This window comes from Oceanicella sp. SM1341, from assembly GCF_003448965.1.
In the GTDB taxonomy this organism is placed as follows: Bacteria; Pseudomonadota; Alphaproteobacteria; order Rhodobacterales; family Rhodobacteraceae; genus Paroceanicella.
In genome coordinates this window covers 140,951-162,505 of sequence record NZ_QRGC01000007.1, presented here as the reverse complement: position 1 = coordinate 162,505, position 21,555 = coordinate 140,951, and the positions used below count along the sequence as shown (strand labels likewise).

The 21,555-nt window shown below is 71.4% G+C and carries 20 protein-coding genes; 9 read left to right on the top strand and 11 right to left on the bottom strand.

Annotation, left to right across the window (positions count from 1 at the left end; translation table 11 throughout):
* Positions 1 to 106 precede the first annotated feature (106 nt).
* A complete protein-coding gene (locus D3P35_RS09265) occupies positions 107 to 829 on the bottom strand; it encodes an SDR family oxidoreductase (protein ID WP_118134432.1) in 723 nt (240 codons plus the stop codon).
* 106 nt (positions 830 to 935) lie between these two features.
* Here D3P35_RS09265 and D3P35_RS09260 point away from each other — a divergent pair, with 106 nt between their 5' ends.
* The gene (locus tag D3P35_RS09260; RefSeq protein WP_198670523.1) at positions 936 to 1,826 is read left to right on the top strand and encodes a LysR family transcriptional regulator; all 891 of its coding nucleotides are present in this window, start codon (positions 936 to 938) and stop codon (positions 1,824 to 1,826) included.
* 30 nt (positions 1,827 to 1,856) lie between these two features.
* Here D3P35_RS09260 and D3P35_RS09255 read toward each other — a convergent pair whose 3' ends face one another.
* Positions 1,857 to 2,288, bottom strand: coding sequence for a MarR family winged helix-turn-helix transcriptional regulator (locus tag D3P35_RS09255; protein ID WP_157982084.1), 432 nt, complete (start codon positions 2,286 to 2,288; stop codon positions 1,857 to 1,859).
* Positions 2,289 to 2,360: 72 nt separating this feature from the next.
* On the opposite strand from D3P35_RS09255, the gene D3P35_RS09250 reads away from it, so the two are divergent.
* A complete protein-coding gene (locus D3P35_RS09250; RefSeq protein WP_118134430.1) occupies positions 2,361 to 3,296 on the top strand; it encodes an alpha/beta hydrolase in 936 nt (311 codons plus the stop codon).
* A 76-nt stretch (positions 3,297 to 3,372) separates the two neighbouring features.
* Here D3P35_RS09250 and D3P35_RS09245 read toward each other — a convergent pair whose 3' ends face one another.
* The 4 genes from D3P35_RS09245 to D3P35_RS09230 form a co-directional block, all read right to left on the bottom strand.
* Positions 3,373 to 4,731, bottom strand: a complete 1,359-nt coding sequence (locus D3P35_RS09245) for a cytochrome c (protein WP_118134429.1) — start codon at positions 4,729 to 4,731, stop codon at positions 3,373 to 3,375.
* 11 nt (positions 4,732 to 4,742) lie between these two features.
* Complete coding sequence (locus tag D3P35_RS09240) at positions 4,743 to 6,512, bottom strand: GMC family oxidoreductase (RefSeq protein ID WP_118134428.1); 1,770 nt, start codon at positions 6,510 to 6,512, stop codon at positions 4,743 to 4,745.
* 2 nt (positions 6,513 to 6,514) lie between these two features.
* Positions 6,515 to 7,216 (bottom strand): gluconate 2-dehydrogenase subunit 3 family protein, encoded by a 702-nt coding sequence (locus D3P35_RS09235; RefSeq protein ID WP_118134427.1) that lies wholly within the window; start codon positions 7,214 to 7,216, stop codon positions 6,515 to 6,517.
* Positions 7,217 to 7,737: 521 nt separating this feature from the next.
* Entirely contained in the window at positions 7,738 to 8,472 is a 735-nt protein-coding gene (locus tag D3P35_RS09230; protein WP_118134426.1) for an isochorismatase family protein, read from the bottom strand.
* Positions 8,473 to 9,116: 644 nt separating this feature from the next.
* Between D3P35_RS09230 and D3P35_RS09225 the strand changes: the two genes are divergently transcribed.
* A complete protein-coding gene (locus D3P35_RS09225) occupies positions 9,117 to 10,052 on the top strand; it encodes a DUF1796 family putative cysteine peptidase (protein ID WP_118134425.1) in 936 nt (311 codons plus the stop codon).
* A 34-nt stretch (positions 10,053 to 10,086) separates the two neighbouring features.
* Here D3P35_RS09225 and mgrA read toward each other — a convergent pair whose 3' ends face one another.
* The gene (gene mgrA, locus D3P35_RS09220; RefSeq protein ID WP_118134424.1) at positions 10,087 to 11,115 is read right to left on the bottom strand and encodes an L-glyceraldehyde 3-phosphate reductase; all 1,029 of its coding nucleotides are present in this window, start codon (positions 11,113 to 11,115) and stop codon (positions 10,087 to 10,089) included.
* 57 nt (positions 11,116 to 11,172) lie between these two features.
* Positions 11,173 to 12,015: an SDR family NAD(P)-dependent oxidoreductase gene (locus tag D3P35_RS09215; RefSeq protein ID WP_118134423.1), complete on the bottom strand. Its 843-nt coding sequence runs from the start codon at positions 12,013 to 12,015 to the stop codon at positions 11,173 to 11,175.
* 210 nt (positions 12,016 to 12,225) lie between these two features.
* Here D3P35_RS09215 and D3P35_RS09210 point away from each other — a divergent pair, with 210 nt between their 5' ends.
* Complete coding sequence (locus tag D3P35_RS09210; protein WP_157982083.1) at positions 12,226 to 13,083, top strand: FkbM family methyltransferase; 858 nt, start codon at positions 12,226 to 12,228, stop codon at positions 13,081 to 13,083.
* Positions 13,084 to 13,107: 24 nt separating this feature from the next.
* Here D3P35_RS09210 and D3P35_RS09205 read toward each other — a convergent pair whose 3' ends face one another.
* Positions 13,108 to 14,199, bottom strand: coding sequence for an LLM class flavin-dependent oxidoreductase (locus tag D3P35_RS09205; protein ID WP_118134421.1), 1,092 nt, complete (start codon positions 14,197 to 14,199; stop codon positions 13,108 to 13,110).
* A 157-nt stretch (positions 14,200 to 14,356) separates the two neighbouring features.
* Here D3P35_RS09205 and D3P35_RS09200 point away from each other — a divergent pair, with 157 nt between their 5' ends.
* On the top strand, positions 14,357 to 14,899 hold the full coding sequence (locus D3P35_RS09200; RefSeq protein WP_118134420.1) for a winged helix DNA-binding protein: 543 nt from the start codon (positions 14,357 to 14,359) through the stop codon (positions 14,897 to 14,899).
* Positions 14,900 to 14,915: 16 nt separating this feature from the next.
* Here the strand turns inward: D3P35_RS09200 and D3P35_RS09195 are convergent, their stop codons facing one another.
* On the bottom strand, positions 14,916 to 15,389 hold the full coding sequence (locus D3P35_RS09195; RefSeq protein WP_118134419.1) for an Lrp/AsnC family transcriptional regulator: 474 nt from the start codon (positions 15,387 to 15,389) through the stop codon (positions 14,916 to 14,918).
* A gap of 109 nt (positions 15,390 to 15,498) precedes the next feature.
* Between D3P35_RS09195 and D3P35_RS09190 the strand changes: the two genes are divergently transcribed.
* From D3P35_RS09190 to D3P35_RS09175, 4 genes are all read left to right on the top strand, one after another.
* Positions 15,499 to 16,698: a diaminopropionate ammonia-lyase gene (locus tag D3P35_RS09190; protein WP_118134418.1), complete on the top strand. Its 1,200-nt coding sequence runs from the start codon at positions 15,499 to 15,501 to the stop codon at positions 16,696 to 16,698.
* Entirely contained in the window at positions 16,695 to 17,840 is a 1,146-nt protein-coding gene (locus tag D3P35_RS09185) for an amidohydrolase (RefSeq protein WP_118134417.1), read from the top strand. The genes D3P35_RS09190 and D3P35_RS09185 overlap by 4 nt, the downstream gene beginning before the upstream one ends.
* A 252-nt stretch (positions 17,841 to 18,092) precedes the next feature.
* Entirely contained in the window at positions 18,093 to 19,685 is a 1,593-nt protein-coding gene (locus tag D3P35_RS09180) for a glucan biosynthesis protein (protein WP_118134416.1), read from the top strand.
* A gap of 550 nt (positions 19,686 to 20,235) precedes the next feature.
* Positions 20,236 to 20,517, top strand: a complete 282-nt coding sequence (locus tag D3P35_RS09175; protein ID WP_118134415.1) for a hypothetical protein — start codon at positions 20,236 to 20,238, stop codon at positions 20,515 to 20,517.
* Positions 20,518 to 20,604: 87 nt separating this feature from the next.
* Here the strand turns inward: D3P35_RS09175 and D3P35_RS09170 are convergent, their stop codons facing one another.
* Positions 20,605 to 21,522 (bottom strand): LysR family transcriptional regulator, encoded by a 918-nt coding sequence (locus D3P35_RS09170; RefSeq protein WP_118134414.1) that lies wholly within the window; start codon positions 21,520 to 21,522, stop codon positions 20,605 to 20,607.
* Positions 21,523 to 21,555: the final 33 nt, after the last annotated feature.

Here is a 21,555-nt window from a genome sequence, read left to right as displayed (position 1 = left end):
GCGGGGACGCAGCCTGCATGACCCGGGGCCCGGCCGCATGCTCCTTCCCGCGTGCCCCGGGGCGGGGCGGGCCGGGCCACCGGCCCTTTCCCCGGGGCGATGGCGATCAGTTCGGCGAGGCGGTGGGGCGGATGGTGATCTCGGTGGTGTCCACCGTCCCGGGCGCCTCGATGATCTGGCGCAGGGCGCGGCCGATATCGGCCGGCTTCAGCGCCACGGCGCGGTAGCCGTCCATCAAGTCGCGGGTCCCGGCATGGGTGATGGTGGCGGCGAGTTCGCTTTCCACCACGCCGGGGTTCACGCAGGTGACCCGGATGTGGTTGCTCTCCTGCCGCAGCCCGTCCGAGAGGGCGCGCACCGCGAATTTCGTCGCCGAGTAGACCGCGGCGGTGGGCACCACCTGCAGCGCCGCGATGGAGGCGATGTTGATCACCTGCCCGGAGCCCTGCCGGTCCATCACCGGCTGCACCGCGGCAATGCCCCAGAGCACGCCCTTGATGTTCACGTCGACCATGCGCTCCCATTCGTCGTGCTTGCCGGCGGAAAGCGGCGAGAGCGGCATCAGCCCGGCATTGTTCACCAGCACGTCGATGCGGCCCCAGAGGTCGAGCGCGGTGCGGGCGAAATCCGCCATCTGGCTGCGGCTCGTCACGTCGAGCTCGAAGACTTCCGCCGTGCCGCCTTCCGCGCGGATGTCGGCCGCGAGTGCCTCGAGCCGGTCGGTGCGCCGCGCGCCGAGCAGCAGCCGCGCGCCGGTGGGAGCGAGAGCGCGGGCGATGCCCTCGCCGATACCGCTCGAGGCGCCGGTGATCAGAATGACCTTGTCCATGTCCGTCTCCTTCTTCGGTGGGGTCCGGGCGAAGATGGCGGCGGTTTCCTGTCGCCTGTAGCCGCCCGATGCTGTACGAACCGGTTAGCAACGCTGGACAATGCCGATGGACCTGAACCTGCTGCCCGTGCTCGTCGCCGTCGCGGAGGAGCGCAACTTCCGCGCCGCGGCCGACAGGCTGGGCGTCACCCGCTCGGCCGTGAGCCAGGCCATCCGCCGGATGGAGGACCAGCTCGGCACCGCGCTCGTGCTGCGCACCACGCGGGCGGTCCACCTCACCGAGGCGGGCGCGAGGCTCGTGGGCGCGCTCGCGGCCCCGCTCTCCGACATCCGCTCCTCGCTCGACGAGGCGAGCGCCGCCACCGGTCCGCGCGGCCACCTGCGCCTCACCGCCACCTCGATCGCCGAGCCCTTCCTCTCCGGTCCGCTGCTCGCGGCCTTCCTCGCGCGCTATCCCGACATCACCCTGGACGTGACCGTGACCGACGAGGACTTCGACATCGTCTCCCGCGGCTTCGATGCCGGGGTGCGGCTGGGAGAGGTGATCGAGAAGGACATGATCGCGGTGCCGCTCGGCGCGGAGCAGCGCGAGCGGGCGGCCGCCGCGCCCTCCTACCTCGCGGAACGCGGCGCACCCGCCCACCCGCGCGACCTCGTGCACCATCGCTGCATCGGCTGGCGCATCGCGCCGGACACGGCGCCGCATCGCTGGGAATTCGTCGAGAACGGCCTGCCCTTCGACGTGGCCGTCGCCCCGCAGGCCACCACGAACGACCTGCGGCTGATGCTGCGCCTCGCGCGCGCCGGCGGCGGCATCACCTTCGCGCCGGAGGAATGCCTGCGCACCTCGTTCGAGAGCGGCCGGCTGGTGCCGCTGCTCGAGGAGTTCCTGCCGCCGTTCCCGGGGTTCTTCCTCTACTTCCCGCAGCGCCGCAACATGGCGCCGAAGCTGCGCGCCCTGGTCGACCACGCGCGCGGCTGGCAGCGCCGGAGCTGAGCGGGAAGCGGGGCCGGGCAGGACGGGCGCTCAGGCCCCCTCCTCTCCGCCCACCAGCTTTTCCAGCAGGCCGGCGAAGGCCGCCCGCTCGGCCGCACTCAGCCGTTGCAGCTTCTCCTCGTAGCGCCGCGACAGCGCCTCGCGCGCCTGGCCGAGACATGCGCGCCCCGCATCGGTGAGCACCAGCCGGTGGCGGCGCAGGTCCCGCGCATCGACACTGCGCGAAATCAGGCCGCGTGCCTGCAACGCCTTGAGATGCTGGGTGAGATTGGGCCGCGACAGCGACAGGTAGCGGGCGAGCGCGGCGGGAAAGGGCCGGTCCTCTATGCCGTCGAGCACGAAGAATTCCTTGCCCGCGAGCCCCAGCGCCTCGAGGTCCGGCGCCATCGCGCTCAGCGTGGCGGTGGAGAGCAGGAAGTTGAGCCGCCACACCCGCGCGGCCGAGGAGAGATCATGGTTCATGACTTGACATAGTTCATTTTTGAAACCACCTCCCGCTCGAAACTTCACATCGGCCTGCAGGAGGTATAGCCCATGCCCGCCACGACACGGAACACCGGCTTCCGCAGCGGGGAGCATTCCCTTGCCGCGGTGCTGCACCTGCCGGAAGGCTTCGAGGAGAGCCGCCGCCACCCCTGCCTGCTGCTCGCCACGCCGGGCAGCAGCGTGAAGGAGCAGGTGGCCGCGATCTACGGCGCCCGGCTGGCGGCGCGCGGCTTCGTGGTGCTGGCGTTCGACCCCTCCTGCCAGGGCGCGAGCGAGGGGCTGCCGCGCGGGCTCGAGGACCCTGCCCTGCGCGTGGCAGACCTGCTGGCGGCAGCCGACCATCTCGCCACCCTGCCCTTCGTCGACGCCGGGCGCATCGGCCTGCTCGGCATCTGCGCGGGCGGCGGCTACGCGGTGCGCGCGGCCCTCACCGACCGCCGTTTCCGCGCGCTCGCCACGGTGGTGGGCTCGAACATCGGCGCCGCCTTCCGCACCATGCTGAGCCCGCAGGCCCGGTCCGAACTGCTCGACGAGGTGGCCCGTCAGCGCAGGGCCGAGGCGCGCGGCGCCCCGCCGCGGCAGGAGCCCTGGATCCCCGACAGCCTCGCCGAGGCGCATGCGCAGGGGGTGAGCGACCCCGACCTGCTGCAGGCCGTCGCCTTCTACCGCGAGCCGCCCTGGCGCCACGAGAATTCCACCAACCGCCTGCATTTCACCAGCTTCGCGCATATCCTCGCCTTCGACGGCTTCCACCTCGTGCCGGAGCTGCTCGCGCAGCCGCTGCTGGTGATCGCGAACGGCAGGCGCGGCGAGACCCGGGCGCATGAGCAGAGCCGGGCGCTGTTCGACATGGCCCCCGGCCCGGACAAGGCCTTCCACGTGGTCGAGGGCGCGGGGCACTACGAGATGTACCACGTCGACGCCCATGTCTCCGAGGCGGTGGAGCATCTCGACGGGTTCTTCACCTCGCGGCTGGCGGCCTGAGCGCCGGGCCGCAAACGCAAGAGGGGCCGGCTGCGGGCCGGCCCCTTCCGTCGTGTCATGGCCGCTGCGGCGCGGCTCAGTGCGCGGGTGCAGCCGCGCGCACCGCGGCGACGTCGCCCGCGCTCACCGGGCCCGCATCATTGCCCCAGGCCTCGCGCAGGAAGCTGCTCAGCGCCGCGATCTCGTCATCCCCCAGCCGGTCGGCGTAGCCCTGCATCGCGAGATGCAGCGGCCGCCTGGCTGTGGAGGGCAGGCTCGCCCCGTGAAGGATGACGGAGATCAGCGGCGCGGTCTGCGCCGAGGTGACGAGGGTGTTGCCCTGCAGCTCGGGGAAGATCTCCGGCGCGCCCTTGCCGGTCACGAAGTGGCAACCGGAGCAATTGTCGAGGTAGAGCCGCGCGCCCAGCGGCATGTCGGGCTGTGCCTCGGTGAGCATCCGGGCGGTCTCCCGGCCGGCGGCATCGGCCGGCTCGGGGGGCATGGCATGGCCGGAGGGCGCGGCGGCCAGCTCCTGCGGCACCTCGCCCACCGCGCCGTCGAGCCCCTTGAGGAAGGCGGCCATGGCGATGTTGTCGGCATCGGAGAGATGCTGCAGCGATTCCGCCACCACGAGCCCCATCTCGCCATTGGCGGCGGAATGCACGTTGCGGCCGCTGGCGAGGTAGCCTGCCAGCGCGGCCACGCTCCAGTCCTTCACCGCGGAGGCGGGCCCGTGCAGCGCGGGCGCGCCCCAGTCCCCCACCACGCCGCCGGCAAGGAAGCCCGCGTCGCCGGCATGCACCCCGTCCTGTGCCATCACCGCGTTGCGCGGGCTGTGGCAGGCGGCACAATGGCCCGGCCCCTCGACGAGGTACTGGCCGCGGGCCTGCAGCGCGTCGGAGGCTTCGGGGTGGAAGCCCGCCTCGCCGCGCAGCGCCACCCAGTTCCACGCCCGGATGCCGAAGCGCAGGTTGAAGGGGAAGGAGAGCTCGGTCTCCGCCACCTCGTTGCGCACCGGCGCCACCTCGTTCATCAGGTAGTCGTAGAGGGCACGGATGTCCTCCTCGCTCATGAAGCGGTAGTTCTCGTAGGGCATCGCGGGGTAGAGATGCGTGCCGTCCGGCGCCACGCCGTCGACCAGGGCCGCGCGGAAGTCGTCGAGCGACCAGCCGCCGATGCCGGTCTCGGCATCGGGGGTGATGTTGGTGGCCCAGATCGTGCCCATCGGGCTCGCGATGGCGCGGCCACCGGCCATGGGCTCGCCGCCCGGCGCGGTGTGGCAGGCGGCACAGTCGCCCGCGCGCATCACGTATTCGCCCTGCCCGGGCTGCGGCGCCCAGTCGGCCGCGAGCTGCTCCGTGGGCGCGGTGCGCTGCACCGGCACGAGGATGAAGGCCAGCAGGGCGACGACGCCCAGAACCACCAGCCCGGCGATGATCTTCAGGAAGGTTTTCATCTGCGCGCTCCTCAGACCAGCGGCCGCGGGTTCGACAGGTACTGGGTGCGGATCGCCTGGACCGTCCAGTAGGCCAGGCCGCCGACGAGGCCGGTCGGGTTGTACTGGGTGTTCTGCACGAAGTTGCCGGCGCCCATGGCGAAGACGTTGTGCGCCTTCCAGGTCTGGCAGTAGCGGTTGACCGCGCCCTCGCGGGCGGTCTCGGACATGATGTGCCCGCCGGTGTTGTGCGTGGTCTGGTAGGGGCGCACGTCGTACTGCGCGCCGATGCCCTTGAAGCTGGACTGCATGACATCCGGGTTCATGGAGGCGGCGAGCGGCTCCATGCGGGATTTCTGGTACTGGTTCATCTTCAGGTCGTTGTCCTGCCAGTTGAACGTCATGCGCATCAGCGGCCGGCCGTGGCGGTCGGTGTAGGTGGGGTCGAGGTCGAGGTGGTTGTTCGCATAGGCCATGTGCGAGCCGTGCGAGCCGATGGACATCGCGTGGCCGTACCACTTGCCGATGCCCTCCTTCCAGCCCGCCCCCCAGGAGGGCGTGCCCTTGGGCAGCGGCATCGAGCGGATGGGCTGGCCGTTGAACGTGCCCGAGCGCCAGTAGGAGCCGCCGATGAAGCCGAGCGCGCCGAAATCGTTCTGGTTCACCGAGAAATCGTCGATGCACACGCCGTTCGCGCCGTGGCCCACGAAGGGGTTGAACTCCGCGTCCTCGAAGAACAGCGAGACGCCGCCGTTCATCTGATAGGCGTAGTTCTTGCCCAGCGTGCCGGTGCCGGTGAGCGGGTCATAGGCCTCGCCCAGCCCCGAGAGCAGCATCAGGTGCACGTTGTTGAGCGAGAAGCTCGACAGGATGACGATGTCCGCGGGCTGGAACACCTCCTCCTGTGCGGCCTCGTCCCAGTAGGTGACACCGGTCGCGGTCTTGCCGTCCTCGGCCAGCTCCACGCGCAGCACCTCGGATTCGGTGCGGTACTCGAAGTTGGGCATGCGCTTGAGCGCATCGAGGATGGCCGTCTGCGGCGAGGACTTGGAGTACTGGTAGCAGCCGTAGCGCTCGCAGAAGCCGCAGAAGTTGCACGGGCCCATCTGCATGCCATACGGGTTCACGTAGGCGGTCGAGGCGATGCCCGCGGAGGCCTGGAACGGGTGGTAGCCGGCCGCGAGGCAGGCGTCGCGGAACTTCGAGCTGTCGTAGGTGGTGGGCAGCGGCGGCATGGGGAACTCCTCGGAGCGCCAGCCCTCGAAGGGGTTTCCGCCCTCCCGGATCTCACCCTTGAGGTTGCCCGCCTTGCCGGAGATGCCGGCCACCTTCTCGAAATGGGTGAAGAAGGGCTCGAGCTCGTCGTAGCTCACCGGGTAGTCGCCGAGGTTCATGCCCTCGGGGATGATCTCTTCGCCCCAGTTCTCGGCCACGTAGGAGCGCAGGCGCAGTTCCTCGGGCTGGGGGCGCCAGTTGAGGCCGTTCCAGTGCGTGCCCGCACCGCCCACGCCGTTGCCCGGCAGGAAGGAGCCGAGCGAGCGGTAGGGCAGCGCCGTCTCGTCGCCGCTACGGCGCACGGTGACGGTCTGCCGGCTCGGCTTCTGCATCATCTTCAGACGCACGCCGTATTTCAGCTCGTCGATCTGGTTGGGATACTTGAAGTCCGGCACCGTGGCCTGGTCATGGCCGCGCTCGAGGGCGAGGATGTCGAGCCCCTCGCGCGCCAGCTCGATACCGGCGATCGACCCGGTCCAGCCGAGGCCGACGATCACCACGTCGCGTTTCTTGTCCTGACGTGCCATGTTCAGGCCCTCTCGCCTTTGATGGACACCGGGCCCAGCGGATATTTCACGTTGTGGCGCTCGGGCCACTCGCGGAAGGCGGCGCGCGCACCCGGGAAGCCGATGTAGACCCAGGACTGCATGCCGTGGTTGCCGCCGTACATCGGGTCGGCGAAGTAGCCTTCCTTGGTGTTGGCGAGCAGGGTGGCGAAGAACGGGCTGAGCTCCGGCGCCAGCGGCACCTCGCCCTTCTGCAGCGCGGTGAGCGCGGCGTCCTGCGCCTGCCCGTCGAGCGCGGCGAAGGCGGCGCCATGGGTCTCGGCACACCAGGCGTCGAAGGCCGGGATGGCCTCTCGGTAGAGCCCGGCCGGGGTGAGCGGCGTCTGCCAGCCGCGGTCGGGCGCGGCCTCCGCGTCGTGCGGGCCGACCATGTACCAGTCGTCGGCGGTGCCGTAGTCACCGGCAAGCTGCAGGTCGATGAACACCGGCACGCGTGCCTCGATGGCGCCCGGCCCGTCGCCCTCGGAGGGGATGAGCCGCGCGGTGGCGGCCATCACGAAGGCCCATTCGTCCGCGGTGAGATATTCGGGTTCGTAACGATCGAGGGGAACCGGGGGCTGGGCGTCCTGCGCCTTCGCGTCGAGCGCGACCCCGGAAAGGGCCAGCCCCGCGGCCGAAACCTTGAGGAAGCCTCGGCGGCTTGGGTAGCCGGGCAAATCTGTCATCAACTCTGTCCTGCCGATGGGTGGAACATGCGACATCCCGTACATGAGATGGATGGTCGCATTACGCGCCCCGTTCCCGATCCGCAACCACTCCCGACCCCATGGAGCGCCAAGAATATTCCGCAGGTATACCACACAAGACGCTGAAATGGCGCGGAAACCAACAGGTTAACAGATTAAGTTCCACATTTCGGTATACCCATGGTATTCGAGCATGGCCGGTATGCCCGTGACGCCTTGCCTCGCATCCCGGCCCGAAACGCCGCGATTCGAGAGGCGCGGATGCCCCTCCGCGAAGGCCATCGGCGACCGGCACGCCCGACCCCCGCGCATCAGACAGCCGGGCTCGGCCCGCAGGCTTCCCGGCCCGCGGGCTGCGGCCCGGTGGCGGGCCGTTTGCCATGTCGGTGTCACCTGCCGGCAGGCCCGGCCGGGCGCGGCAGAGGCGGCGGCGTCAGAGGAGGAGGAGGAGGGAAAGGCGGTGGCGGGCCGTGCCGGCGCTAACCGCCCGCCCCGGGGGCTCACTCGGCGGCCTGCGCCGCCGCCAGCCCTGCCACCGCGGCAGTGAAATCGGCGGTGTTCGACACCCAGCCGAAGAAGGCCTCGACGTTGAACACCGAGGCCGCCTGCATGAACTCGGGGCCCGAGGCACCGGCGGCATCCTCGAGCAGCACGCAGAAATACTCGAGATGGAAACAGTCGCGCAGGGTGGACTCCACGCAGACATTCGTCGCGATGCCGCAGAACACCAGGTTGCGGATGCCGCGGGCGCGCATCTGGCTGTCGAAGCCGGTGTTGAACACGCCCGAGTAGCGCGGCTTGTGCATCACGATCTCGCCGGGCGCGGGCTGCATGCGCTCGATGAGCGCGTGGTCCCAGCCGCCGCGCGCCAGCAGCTTGCCCTGCAGCTCGGGGCGGGCGCGCATGGTGCGCAGGGCGTTCGACTTGTGCCAGTTCGGCGAGCCGGGGCCGCCGGCCTCCACGTAGTCGGGGTCCCAGCCGTTCTGGAAGTAGAGGATGGTCATGCCCGCCGCGCGGCCGGCCTCGATCACCCGCACGCAGTTTTCGATCACCCCCGGCGTGGTGGCCGAGACAAGGCCCGCATGGTCGAGGTAGCCGCCGGGCGAGGCATAGGCATTCTGCATGTCCACCACCACGATGGCGGTCTCGGCGGGGTCCATCAGCAGCGGCTCGGGGCGCGAGGGCAGGCGCAGCCCGGTTCCGGTGCCGCGCGGGTTCGTCTCGATCTGGGTCATTTTCCTGCTCCGGGGGCCCGCCGCGGGTGCTGCGGGCGGTAGGGTGGCGCGGCCCGGCAGGACGCCGGGCCGGATCCCCCTACCCTGACCGCCCCGCGCGCCGGGTCAAGCCCGCGATGGCCGCGGCCGTCCGGCCCCGCGCCGGTCGGGCACGCCGCTCCACCCACCAGCGGCGCAGACACCCCGGGGCGCGGCACCGAGGCCGAGGGTGAAGGCCGCGATGGCCGGGCCGCAGAGCACCAGGCTCACCGAACCGGCCGGAAAGCCGGTGATCTCCCTCAGGATGGAGGCCAGGACGGTGAAGGAGCCGCCATGGCCCGGCGCGGTCAGGCCGAAGGCACCTGTTCCATGAGCCCGGCCGGCGCGGGCCGCGGCCGCAGGGCGGCAATGCCGGCCAGCGCCACCGCGCCCTGGCCCGGAACCTGGCGCGCCAGCCGACCCTCTGCCGGACCAGCGTGCCCGGCTGCCCCCCGGTGAACGTCGGCGCGATGGCCGGGGCGCGGCGGCCTTCCGGCACGGGACAGGCCGCGATCGTGGCCCCGAAGACCCGCGGGACATCCGAGATTCCGCTTTCGCCCGCCCTCCACCCGGAATATGCATGTGCACCTTAACAATTTATTAACCTTTGTGATTGCGTGAGACCCATGGATCTGGACCAGCTTGCGAACGACAGGTTCGACGAGACCGACATCCGCCACCGCCTGACCGGCATGCTCAGCGACATCTTCCTCAACACGGCGCAGAAGGGCTTCAGCGTGTCCGCCCGCGACATCGCGGCGCTTCGCGAGGCCCGCGACGCCTCCGCGGCCCTGGTCACCGATTACTTCGACCGGATGATCGGCCTCGCGGAGGAGCGGCGCCGCAACCTCCCCCTGTTCTGCGGCATCCGCTTCGTCTCGCTCGGCGAGGACTGCTTCGCCCGCACGGTGCTCGCCCGCTGGGGCGTGCGCGGCTTTTCCGGCATCGGCGACCGCAGCGGCCCCTTCGACCTTGCCGTCCACCCGCTGGCCAGTGTCACCGAGCTGATCGGCAACGGCTTCGACGGCTACATGGACCCCGCGAACCTCGCGTTCCGCCCCGAGCGCAACATCTGCGTCAACACCCGCTACGACGTGAAGTTCAATCACGAGGCGGACGAGCGCTTCGCCGCGGAGGACTTCGGCCTGCTGCGCAGCACCTACGCGCGGCGCATGGCGGTGCTCGACGAGATCATGCGCGACCCGGCGCCGGTGGTGCTCGTCGCCCATACCAAGACCCCCGCCCGCGCGCTCGACGCGCCCTTGCTGGCGCTCTGGGAGGCGATCGGCCGGCGCTGGGGCACGCAGGGGCGCATCCTGCTGGGGCTCGACACCTGGCCCGGCGCCAACAACGATCGCGCCGCCGGTGTGCGGCAGATCGCGCCGCAGGTGACCGCCTTCGCCATCCCCCGGCCCGGCGCGGACTACACCTGGCACCGCCCGCGCGCCTGCTTCAGCCCCGAGGGCGAGGCCTTCGAGCGCCGGGTGGTGGATTTCGTCAAACACGCGGCGCAGGCGGCCTTCGCCCCGGCCGGGGTGCGCGAGGCGGAGCCCGTCGGCTGAGCCGCGCGGGGGGCGGAGCGTCCGGCGCTCCCCCTCAGGCGCTCGAGGAGGCGGCCCACAGGTTGATGTCCTCCTCGGTGGCGTAGGTGTCGATCTCGCGCAGCTCTTCCCCGGTGAACTCCAGGTTTTCCACCGCGCCGGCGCAATCGGTCACCTGCTCCGGGCGCGAGGCGCCGATGAGCGCCGAGGTGATGCCGCCGCCCCGCAGCACCCAGGCGATGGCCATCTGCGCCAGGCTCTGGCCGCGGGCCCGGGCGATCTCGTCGAGCTTGCGCAGGTGCTCCACCGCCCGCGCCGAGAGAAATTCGGGCCGCAGCGTCTTGCCCTGCGTCGCGCGCGAGCCCTCCGGGATGCCGCGCAGGTATTTCGCGCTCAGCATGCCCTGGGCCAGCGGCGTGAAGGCGATGGAGCCGATGCCGAGCTCGGCCAGGGTGTCCTTCAGCCCGTCGGTCTCCACCCAGCGGTTGAGCATGTTGTAGCTCGGCTGGTGGATGAGGCAGGGCGTGCCGAGCCCGCGCAGGATCTCCGCCGCCTCCCGCGTGCGCTGGGTGTTGTAGGAGGAGAGGCCGACATAGAGCGCCTTGCCCTGCCGCACCAGCGTGTCGAGGGCACCCATCGTCTCTTCCAGCGGCGTGTCCGGGTCGACCCGGTGGGAGTAGAAGATGTCGACATAGTCGACCCCCAGCCGCTTCAGCGACTGCTCGCAGGAGGCGATGATCTGCTTGCGGCTGCCCCAGGCGCCGTAGGGCCCGGGCCACATCAGGTAGCCGGCCTTGGAGGAGATCACCAGCTCGTCGCGGTAGCCGCGGAAATCACTGCGCAGGATCTCGCCGAAGGCCTCCTCCGCCGCCCCGGGCGGGGGGCCGTAGTTGTTGGCAAGGTCGAAATGCGTGATGCCGAGGTCGAAGGCCGTCCGGCAGATCTCGCGCTTGAGCGCATGCGGCCGGTCCTGGCCGAAATTGTGCCACAGGCCCAGCGATACCGCCGGAAGCTGCAGCCCGGAGCGGCCGCAGCGGCGGTAGACCATGGTGTCGTAGCGTGTGTCAGCGGGGGTGTAGGACATGCGGAATTCCCTCTCGGTGGGCGGATTCGGGTGGCTGTCATGCGCGGGCGGGCGGGCTCAGCCCTCGCCGGCCATCCAGGCGCGGAACGCCCCGGCATGCTCCGGGTGCCAGCGCGACAGCGCAGGGCGGTTCTCCAGGATGTCGCCGAAACTCCAGCGCATGCGGCGCAGGTCGGTCTCGCGGTCGGTCTCGCCGTCGGGGCAGAGGATGTAGAAATCCCCCGCCGCCATCCCGGCCAGAAGCCGCTCCGCCACCTGCTCCGGGGTCCAGGCCGCATCGGGCCGCGCCGCGACCCCGCGCCGGCGGGTGAAGCCGGTCCAGGTGAAGCCGGGGATCAGCAGGTGCGCGCTCACCCGGCCGCCGGTCTCCTGCACCAGATCGTGGGAGAGCGACTCGGTGAGCGCCTTCAGTGCCGCCTTGCTCACGTTGTAGGCGGTGTCGCCGGGCGGCAGGGTGATGCCCTGCTTCGAGCCGGTGCACACCACCGCCGCCGGCCCTCCCGCCGCGATCATGTCGGGCACGAAGGCGCGGATGCCGTGCAGCACGCCCCACAGGTTGGTCTCCAGCGTGTCACGCCAGACCGGCTCCGGCGCCAGGATCCTGCCGCCGCCCTCGCGCCCGGCGTTGTTCATCAGCACGCTCACCCGGCCCAGCGCATCTGCCGCGGCCTTGAGCCCGGCGATCTCCTGCGGGCGGGTGACATCGGTGGCATGGCCGATCACCCGCGCCCCGCCGGCGGCGAGCCGCTCCGCCGCCTGCTCCGGCGCAGCGCCCGGCAGATCGGCGATCACCACCCGCATGCCGGCCGCGGCGAAGGCCTGCGCGGCGGCAAGGCCGATGCCGCTCGCCCCGCCCGTGACCACCGCCACGTTCCCCTCTGCGATTGCCGGATGTGCCATGCCGCGCTCCCCCCCGATGCATGCCCGCGCCGCCGCTCTGCGGCCGGCGATCTGCGGGCAGCATAGGCCATTGCGCGCCGCCAGGCATAGACGCCACGTGCGCCGGGCCCGGGAAGGGGCACGGGAACCGGAAATTTACCTCCCTGCCCTTACCTGATGCGCATCACCGGCAAGGCGGAGCGCAAGCGGATGCACGGCACAGGGGAGACGATGCGACAGGGCGGTGCGGAGCGTGCCCCGGCCGACATGGCCGGGCAGATGGCCACGCGCCTCGCCGGTCTTCACGAGGCTGCCCGGCTGCTGGACCGCGAGGGCGAGCCGGTGGACAGCCCGTTGCGCCTCGCCCTGGCCGAGCGGCTGCAGGACATGTTCGCCGCGCTGCTCGAGCAGGAACCGGTGGCCAGCACGCTCGAGATCGGGGCCTTCGAGGCCGGGATGAGCCGTCGCGCCCTCGCCTTGCGCCCCGACCTCGCCGCCTACGCGCTGGAGGCGAACCCCCATGTCTACGCCCGCTTCGCGCGGGACGCGATCCGCGCCCGGGTACGCTACATCCATGCCGCGGCGGCGGGCAGCATCGGCACCGCGCGCCTGCGCATCCCCCGCGCGATCGACGGGCGCGGCCTGCCTCCGGTCAATCCCATCGGCAGCCTCTGCCCCCGCGCCCAGGGCGAGGTGCGCTACGAGGAGGTGACGGTGAGCACCATCCCCCTCAACGCCCTGCGCCGCATGTATGCCATCCCCGCGCCACACGCGCTCTGGATCGACGTGGAAGGGGCGCAGATGCAGGTGATCCGCGGCGGCGGCCGGGTGCTGGCCGACACCGCGATCCTGTTCATCGAGCTCGAGAGCTTCGGGTACTGGAGGGAGGGCGCCCGCGCCGACGAGGTGACGGAGGCCCTGGCCCAGGCCGGTCTCTTCCCGGTGGCGCGGGATTTCGAGGCCCCCGGACAGTTCAACGTCATCTTCGCCCGGCACGAGGTGATCGAGCGCCGGGCGGAGTTGCTGGACACCGGCCTCGGGCACATCGAGGCCCTGCTCGCCGCCCGGCCGGCCCGGGCGGCGCGATGACGGCGGCGCGATGACGGCGGCGCCTCAGCGGATGCCGGCCTGCGCGAGCAGCGGCAGCACCCGGTCGCGGAAGAAGGGAAACTCCTCCGCGTAATCGACGAAGGACAGGGTGGTGCCGGCAAAGCCCGCCGCGTGCAGGCTCAGGATGCCCTCGACCACCTGCTCGGGCGTGCCGACGAGCGGGTAGCCGCCATGGCCTGCCGCCATCAGGTGGCGGATCTGCGCCAGCAGGTCATGGGGGAAACTCTGGGCATGGGCGAACTGCAGCTTCACCAGGTTGTCCACTGCCTCCCAGTCGGCATTCGTCTCCGCGGTGTGGGTGAGCCAGTCGCGGGCCTCGGCCTCGGTCTCGCGGCAGATCACGTGGGAGAAGGTGAGCACCCCCACCTCGCGCCCCTTGCCCGCCGCCTGCGCCTTCAGCGCCGCGATCTCGTCGACCGAGCGGGTGAGGTCGATGGCCGGGGTGAACAGGTAGTCGGCGTTGCGAGTGGCGAACTCGCGCCCCTGCCCCGAGCCCGCGGCATTCAGGATCGGCACGCCGCCGCGCACCGGCCCCGGCGCGCCCTTCACCCCGCGCAGATGGAAATACTCGCCCTCCCAGTCGAAATGCGTGTCGCTCTGCCAGAGCTTGCGCACCACGTCGAACCACTCCTGCGCATAGCCGTAGCGGGTCTCGTGGTCGGCCGGCAGGTCGAGGCCCAGCGCCTCGTATTCCGGCTTGTTCCAGCCGGCGACGATGTTGAGCCCGGCGCGCCCGCCCCCCACCTGGTCCATGGTGGCGATCTGCTTTGCGGTCACCACCGGGTTGTTCGCCGCCGTGTGCACCGTGGCAAACACCGAGATGCGCTGCGTGGAGGCGAGCAGCGCCGTGGCCCAGACCACCGGCTCCAGCACGCCGCCGTGGAAATCGGTCTCGCCGCCATAGCCGATCCAGCGCGCGATGGGCAGCATGAAGTCGATGCCGGCCTCGTCGAGCATCCGGCCCAGCTTCAGGTTGTTCTCCCAGCTCGCGTCCCAGCGCTCGGGGATCTTCGTCACCGTCATCCCCGAGGAGCAGTTCGAGGAAAACGTGCCGAGCTTGAAGCCCTCGCGGCGCAGCATGAGGTTTTCGGCCATGCGGTCTCTCCTTGTCGGCCGCCGGAAGCCCTGGCGGGCCCGGCGGATATGTTTTGAATTAATTTTTGCATTGAAAGTCTATCCAAACTTGGCATTGCGTCAAGCGTGGCGCTATCGTCATCTGCCGGGCCCCGGCCCTGCCCAGAGGAGCGCGCCCATGACCGACAGCGACGAGCCGCAGCCCCGGCGCGGCGATCTCGACCTTTCCTGGCATCTCTCCGAGAGCCCGCCCGAGGTGGCGACGAGCGAGCTCGAATTCGCCCTGATGCGGGCCTTCGAGGGGTTCAACCGCTGGCAGGCGGAATGCCTCGCCTCGGTGTCCGATCTCGCCGCCACCGGGCCGGAGAACGCGCTGCTGCACGTGATCCGCATGAACGACCGGCCGAAATCGGTGAAGGAGCTCGCCCGGCTCACCAACCGCGACGACATCCCCAACATCCAGTACGCGCTGCGCAAGCTGCTCGGCGCGGGGCTGGTGGAGAAGCAGGGCTCCAGCCGCACCGGCATCACCTGGCGCGCCACCGAGGAGGGCCGGCAGGTGACCGACGCCTACGGCGCCCTGCGCCGGCGCCTGCTCATCGAGGAGATCCACGGCCTGCCCGGCTTTGCCGAGCGCCTCGCCGCCGCCACCCGCACGCTCAACGTGCTCACCGGCATCTACGAGGAGGTGGCCCGCGTCGCCGCCACCCACCGGCGCTGAGCGCGCACCACGGCGCTCAGGGGGCGGGCGCCACCGGCATGTCGAGCCCGGCGCGCACCCTGTCCATCACCACGAGGGTACGGAAGAAGCGCAGGTTCGCGTCGGCGAAGAACACCCGGCGGGTGAAGGCCTCGTATTCGGCCATGCTGCGCAGCGTGAGCAGCAGCACGAAATCCACCTCGCCGGTGACGTAGTAGCATTGCTGCACCTCCGGCGCGGCCGAGAAGGCGCGCTTCGCCGCGTCCAGCAGCTCGGCCGACTCGCTCTCCAGCGCCACTTCCACGATGATGGTGAGCGCGCGTCCCAGCGCCTCGGGCGCCACCAGAGCCACGTTGGCCGTGATCACCCCCTCCGCCTCCATCCGCCGGATGCGCCGCTGCACGGCCGGGGCCGAGAGCCCCACCTCCTCGGCGATGCGCCGCTGCGGCGTGCGGTTGTCGCGCTGCAGGATCGCGAGGATCGCGCGGTCGAAACGGTCGGGCTCCTGCATCGCCGGGGGCCTCCCTCGTGAAGCAAACTTGCATCGGACGGGGTGAAATACAGCGGATTACTCCCCTCCCGTGCAATAGCATTGCGCGGGTCAGCCGAGGAGACCAGCCATGTACATCGCCAATCGCAGCGCCCTGCGCGGCGCGCCGCTCTTGCCCGCGGACGCGGAGCTCTTCGCGCCCGGGGGCGTGGCCCGCGCCGCCGCCTTGCTGCCCCTGCGCCCCGACCACGGGCCCACGCCGCTCACCGCCCTGCCCGGCCTTGCGGCGCGCCTCGGCCTCGGCGCCCTGCACGTGAAGGACGAGGGCGCGCGGCTGGGGCTGGGCAGCTTCAAGGCGCTCGGCGGCGCCTACGCGGTTCAGGTGCTGGTGCTGGAGGAGGCGGCCCGCCGGCTCGGCCGGCCCGTGGCCCCGCAGGACCTCGCCTCCGCCCCGGTGCGCGCCATCGCCGCCGGAATGACCTTCGCCTGTGCCACCGACGGCAACCACGGCCGCTCCGTGGCCCAGGGCGCGCGGCTGTGCGGCGCACGGGCCGCGATCTTCGTGCATTCCGGCGTCAGCGAGGCGCGCGTCGCCGCCATCGCCGCCTTCGGCGCGCGGATGATCCGGGTGCAGGGCAGCTACGACGCCTCGGTGGAGGAGGCGGCGCGGGTGGCGGAGGCCGAGGGCTGGACCGTGGTCTCCGACACGTCCTGGCCCGGCTACGAGCGCATTCCCGGCCTGGTGATGCAGGGCTACACCGTGCTGGTGGCCGAGGCGCTGGCCGCCCTGCCCGCCCCGCCCACGCATGTCTTCCTGCAGGCCGGCGTGGGGGGCTTTGCCGCCGCGGTGGCCGGGCACCTGCAGGCGCTGCTCGGGCCGCGCATGCCGCGGGTGGTCGTGGTCGAGCCGCAGCGCGCGGCCTGCCTGCTCGCCTCCGCCCGGGCCGGCGCGCCGGTGCGCGTGCCCGAGGAGGCACCGACGGTGATGGCGATGCTCGAGTGCTACGAGCCCTCCCGCGTGGCCTGGCGCATCCTCGAGCGGCTGGCCGAGGGTTTCCTCGCGCTCGACGAGGAGAGCGCCCCCGCCGCCATGCGCCGGCTCGCCGCGCCCGAGCCGGGAGACCCCGCCATCGTGGCGGGCGAGAGCGGGGCCGCCGGCCTCGCCGGCCTGCTCCACGCGCTCGACGACGGGCGCCTGGGCGACGCACTCGGCCTCGGCCCCGCCGCCCGGGTGCTGGTGATCAACACCGAGGGCGCGACCGACCCCGCGCTCTACCACAGCCTCACCGGCCTGCGCCCGGAGGCGGTGCTGGCCGGAGCGCGCGCATGAACGCCCCCCTCCTCGCCCGCATGACCGGCTGGCGCCACCGGCTGCACGCGGCCCCCGAGTTCGGCTTCGAGGAACACGGGACCGCCGCCTTCGTGGCCGACACGCTGGAAGCCCTCGGGCTCGAGGTGGCGCGCGGCATCGGCGGCACCGGCGTGGTCGCCACCCTGCGCCGCGGCGCGGGCAACCGCGCCATCGCCCTGCGCGCCGACATGGACGCCCTGCGCATCGCGGAGACCCCCGGCCGCCCGCACGGCTCGCGCAGCCCCGGGCTGATGCACGCCTGCGGCCATGACGGCCACGTGGCCATGCTGCTCGGTGCGGCACACCTTCTGGCGGCGGAAGGCGGTTTCGACGGCACGGTGCGCTTCCTCTTCCAGCCGGCCGAGGAATGGGGCCGCGGCGCCCTCGCCATGCTCGATGACGGGCTGCTGAGCCGCTTTCCCTTCGACGAGATCCACGGGCTGCACAACATGCCGGGCCTGCCGATCGGCCATGTCGCCACCCGGCCCGGCGCGCTCATGGCCGCGGAGGACATTTTCGAGATCACCCTGCGCGGCACCGGCGGCCATGCCGCGCGCCCCGACACCGGGCGCGAGGCGCTGGTGGCGGGCTGCGCCCTGGTGGGCGACCTGCAGGGCATCGTCTCGCGCCGGCTCAGCCCGGCGGAGGCGGCGGTGGTCTCGGTGACCGAATTCCTCACCGACGGCACGCGCAACGTGCTGCCCGGCACGGTGCGGCTCCTCGGCGACGCGCGCAGCTTCACCCCCGCCGTCTCGGCCCGCATCGAGGCGGAGATGCGCCGCCTCGCCGCCGGCACCGCCACCTCCTATGCGCTCGACGTCACGGTGGAGTACCGGCGCGAGTTTGTGCCGCTGCTCAACGACCCCGCGCTGGCGCAGGAGGTGGTGGCCGCCGCCCGCAGCCTGCCCGGCGCCACGGTCTGCGCCGCGGCGGAGCCGGTCTGCGCCTCGGAGGACTTCGCCCGCTTCCTCGCCCATGTGCCCGGCGTCTTCACCTTCATCGGCAACGGCGAGGCCTCGGCGCCGCTGCACAACCCGGAGTACGACTTCGACGACCGCGCGCTGATGCCCGGCGCACAGCTGCTCGCCGCCATCGCGCGCCGGCGGCTTGCGGCGGCCTGAGGCGCGCCTGCCGCGGCGCGTTGCCACGGCCCGGGGCTGCGCCCGGACCTTCGCACCCGGTGTGAGCGGGGCCTGCCAAGCTCCTGATTGCACTACCTTCCGGTGGAATGAAGCGGCCCGCCGCGCCGCGTGCAGCCGCTCACGCAGTGTTCGCGCTTTCGGGAAGCTTCTGGAAATGTTGACGAAGCTGACCATTATTGTCTGTTGCGTTGCGACAGGCCAACGCCACGACACAGGGACCAAGGGGATCAGATGCATCTGAACAGACGCGACATGCTGCGCGGCACTGCCGGCCTCGCCGCTCTTCTTGCCACGCCGCTCGCCGCCCGGCGCGCACTCGCACAGGGCGCCTTGCAGCCCTTCTCCTACGAGGAGCTCGTCTCCCGCGCCGAGGCCGCCGCGAAGGCGCCCTACACGCCCCCCTACCGGCCCATGCCCGAGGTCACCGCGCAGATCGACTACGAGGCGCACGGCAAGCTGAAGTTCAAGACCGACCGCGCCCCCTTCGCCGACCGTCACGGCGCCTACCCGGTGACCTTCTTCCACCTCGGCCAGTTCTTCACCAAGGCGGTGAAGATGCACATGGTCGAGGGCGACACCGCCACCGAGATCGCCTACAGCCCGGACCTGTTCGACATGCCTCAGGACAGCCCGGCCCGGCAGCTGCCGCCCGATTCCGGCTTCGCCGGCTTCCGCCTGCAGGAATGGAACAGCGAGGCCGACTGGCCCACGCAGGACTGGGTGGCCTTCCTCGGCGCCTCCTACTTCCGCGCCATCGGCGCCTCGGGCCAGTACGGGCTCTCGGCGCGCGGCGTGGTGGTGGATGCCGCCCTGCCCGACCGGCCGGAGGAATTCCCCGATTTCACCGAGTTCTACATCGAGGAGACCACCGACCCCGACGCCCCGGTGACCGTCTGCGCCCTGCTCGACGGGCCCAGCATCACCGGCGCCTACCGCTTCCGCATGACCCGCGGCATCGACCGCACGGCCGGCGTGAACATGGAGGTGGAGTGCGCGCTGTTCCTGCGCGCCGACATCGGCCGGCTCGGCCTCATCCCGCTCACCTCGATGTTCTGGTACGGCGAATACGGCCGCGAGCGCATCAACGACTGGCGCCCCGAGGTGCATGATTCCGACGGGCTCGCGCTGTGGACCGGCGCGGGCGAGCGCATCTGGCGCCCGCTCAACAACCCGCCCTTCACCTCCGTCGCCGCCTTCCAGGACCATGATCCGAAAGGCTTCGGGCTGATGCAGCGCGACCGGCTGTTCGACCATTTCCAGGACGGTGTGCGCTACGACCGACGCCCCAGCCTGTGGGTGGAGCCGGTGGAGCCGCTGGGCGCGGGCGCGGTGCAGCTGCTCGAGATCCCCACCGACGACGAGATCCACGACAACATCGGCGCCTTCTGGGTGCCCGAGGCGCCGGCCACCGCGGGCAGCAGCTACCGGCTGCACTACCGGCTCTACTGGCAGGACGGCGAGCCGCACCCGGCCGAGAACATCGCCCAGACCGTCGCCACCCGCATCGGCCGCGGCGGCGAGCCGGGCAAGCCGCGCCCGGCCAACCAGTACAAGTTCGTGGTGGAGTTCGACCGCCCCTCGGTGATGACCAGGATCCCCTACGGCGTCTTCCCCGAAGTGGAGGTGAGCAGCTCGCACGGCCGGGTGATCCGCACCTTCGCCGAGCCGGTGCCCGACGGCAATGTCTGGCGCGCGACCATCGACCTCGAGCTCGAGCCCGAGCAGCAGGCCACCGAGCTGCGCATGTACCTCTCGCTCGACGACGCGCCGCTCACCGAGACCTGGCTCTTCCAGTTCGACCGCCGCAACATCGTGCCGAGCTGAGCGGGGCCGGCTCCCTCCGGCGTGAACACCATCAGAGCGGCCCCGCCCTTGCGCGGGGCCGTCTGCGTTCCGGCCTGGCCGATTCGGCCCGATTCGCCCCCGGCGTGAGTGCGGACCTCCGCGCCGCACGGCGCGAGGCGGCCGAAACCCCTGCGTAACCGACTGGAATCCGGCGGGCTTCGCCCTCCGCGGGTGGGTGGGGAAAATTTAGCTCAAAGGTGGAGCCGGTTCTGTGTTACAGAATGTTTCGTGTCTTCGTTCCGAGCGTGATGATCTGGGGCAGAACCGGATAGAGGCAACGCGCGACGCCGCCATCCGGTGACCTGTCCGACCCACGTACCAGAGCCGACGCCAAACTCTCCGCATATCCGCGGGGCTGGCAACCCGCTCCCGGCAGTGCCCTCCGCGGCACCTGCCCCGTGCTGATCCCGGCGCGGAACGAACGCGACCGCTCCTGCCGCCCGCCCGGGCCGGCATGGGAGTGTCCCGAACAACGCACCGCTGTCCGGCCCCGCCGGGACCGGCGGCCGAATGCGAAAGGACCACGCAGATGACGATCCAGACCCCCGGTATCTCGCATGCCGCGCTCACCCGCACAGGGCAGCGCCGCCGCGCCATCTCCGAGGATTTCCGCCGGCGCTTCACGCCGGAGGACCGCCAGGAGCTGCTCGAGACGCTTTGCATGGAAGACGGTGCCGAGACGGCCTGGGCCGAGGATGGCTGCACCATCGTCATCCTCGGCGCCTCCGCCACCGCCAACTCGCTCGACGAGGCGATCCGCGCCTGGTGCGAGCAGGTCCGCCCGGACCCCGCGCTCAGCCAGGGCGCCTGACCCCTTCCGGGGCCGCCGCGGCGGCCCCGCACCGTCCCCCTCCCGCCGGGCGCCCTCGCGCAGGGCAAGGCGGCTCCCCCCCACGGCCTACTCTGCGGCGAGCGCCCCGGGGCGCGGCCCGTCGAAATAGGCGGCGAGCGCCTCGAGAAAGCTGTTCAGCAGCCGCGGCTTGCGGTCGCCGTAGCGGTCGACCGCGATGAGCTTGGGCCCCGGCAGCGCCTCGTCGATCGGCAGGCGCAGGCAGCCGCTCTCCACCTCCAGCGGCCGGGGCGGGCGCAGGTTCAGCACCGTGCAGCCGAAACCCGCCGCCACCGCGCGGATCACCGTGTTGTAGCTGCGGCTCTGGAAGCTCACCTCCGGGCGCTGCGCGGCGTAGTCGAAGAGCGTGAGCAGGTAGGTGACCGTGAGCGGCTGGCTGAGCAGCACCAGCGGCTCGCGCGCCAGTTCCTCGATGCTCACGCTGGGTTTCAGCGCCAGCGGGCTCGACAGCGGCACCATCGCGTGCGGCGGCGCGCGGCAGATCTCGGTGATGGTGCCCTCGAAGTCCGGCCCGAGGTCGTAGGCCAGTGCCACGTCCACCTCGCCGCGGTCGAGGAAACGCTTCAGCCGCGGCTGGTCCGCCTCCATCACCTCGACGTTGAACGGCCCCACCTGCGCCTTCAGCCGGCCCAGCACCTCGACCATGAACATCGAGCCGAAGGGCTCGAAACAGCCGATGCGCAGCGGCCCGTGCCGGTCGTTCAGCCCCTTCACCCGCGTGTTGAAATCCTGCTCCGCGGCAAGGAGCTGGCGCGCCGCGATCAGGAAGCGCTCCCCCGCCGGGGTGACGACGACACCCTTCGCCCGCCGCCGCTCGAACAGCCGCGCGCCGAGGTCGCTCTCCGCCGCCTCGACCGCGGCGAGGATGGAGGACTGGGAGATGTGCATCGCCTCGGCCGCACGCAGGAAGCTGCCGTGCTCGGCCACTGCACAGACGTAGCGCAACTGTCGAAGGCTCGCGCTCATTTATCCGGCCTTTCTACATTCGATGTATAAACT

Coding starts and splice junctions, on each gene's coding strand:
- D3P35_RS09265 (WP_118134432.1), bottom strand. CDS start 829: ATGGACAAGGTCATTCTGATCACCGGCGCCTCGAGCGGTATCGGCGAG.
- D3P35_RS09260 (WP_198670523.1), top strand. CDS start 936: ATGGACCTGAACCTGCTGCCCGTGCTCGTCGCCGTCGCGGAGGAGCGC.
- D3P35_RS09255 (WP_157982084.1), bottom strand. CDS start 2,288: ATGAACCATGATCTCTCCTCGGCCGCGCGGGTGTGGCGGCTCAACTTC.
- D3P35_RS09250 (WP_118134430.1), top strand. CDS start 2,361: ATGCCCGCCACGACACGGAACACCGGCTTCCGCAGCGGGGAGCATTCC.
- D3P35_RS09245 (WP_118134429.1), bottom strand. CDS start 4,731: ATGAAAACCTTCCTGAAGATCATCGCCGGGCTGGTGGTTCTGGGCGTC.
- D3P35_RS09240 (WP_118134428.1), bottom strand. CDS start 6,512: ATGGCACGTCAGGACAAGAAACGCGACGTGGTGATCGTCGGCCTCGGC.
- D3P35_RS09235 (WP_118134427.1), bottom strand. CDS start 7,216: ATGACAGATTTGCCCGGCTACCCAAGCCGCCGAGGCTTCCTCAAGGTT.
- D3P35_RS09230 (WP_118134426.1), bottom strand. CDS start 8,472: ATGACCCAGATCGAGACGAACCCGCGCGGCACCGGAACCGGGCTGCGC.
- D3P35_RS09225 (WP_118134425.1), top strand. CDS start 9,117: ATGGATCTGGACCAGCTTGCGAACGACAGGTTCGACGAGACCGACATC.
- mgrA (WP_118134424.1), bottom strand. CDS start 11,115: ATGTCCTACACCCCCGCTGACACACGCTACGACACCATGGTCTACCGC.
- D3P35_RS09215 (WP_118134423.1), bottom strand. CDS start 12,015: ATGGCACATCCGGCAATCGCAGAGGGGAACGTGGCGGTGGTCACGGGC.
- D3P35_RS09210 (WP_157982083.1), top strand. CDS start 12,226: ATGCGACAGGGCGGTGCGGAGCGTGCCCCGGCCGACATGGCCGGGCAG.
- D3P35_RS09205 (WP_118134421.1), bottom strand. CDS start 14,199: ATGGCCGAAAACCTCATGCTGCGCCGCGAGGGCTTCAAGCTCGGCACG.
- D3P35_RS09200 (WP_118134420.1), top strand. CDS start 14,357: ATGACCGACAGCGACGAGCCGCAGCCCCGGCGCGGCGATCTCGACCTT.
- D3P35_RS09195 (WP_118134419.1), bottom strand. CDS start 15,389: ATGCAGGAGCCCGACCGTTTCGACCGCGCGATCCTCGCGATCCTGCAG.
- D3P35_RS09190 (WP_118134418.1), top strand. CDS start 15,499: ATGTACATCGCCAATCGCAGCGCCCTGCGCGGCGCGCCGCTCTTGCCC.
- D3P35_RS09185 (WP_118134417.1), top strand. CDS start 16,695: ATGAACGCCCCCCTCCTCGCCCGCATGACCGGCTGGCGCCACCGGCTG.
- D3P35_RS09180 (WP_118134416.1), top strand. CDS start 18,093: ATGCATCTGAACAGACGCGACATGCTGCGCGGCACTGCCGGCCTCGCC.
- D3P35_RS09175 (WP_118134415.1), top strand. CDS start 20,236: ATGACGATCCAGACCCCCGGTATCTCGCATGCCGCGCTCACCCGCACA.
- D3P35_RS09170 (WP_118134414.1), bottom strand. CDS start 21,522: ATGAGCGCGAGCCTTCGACAGTTGCGCTACGTCTGTGCAGTGGCCGAG.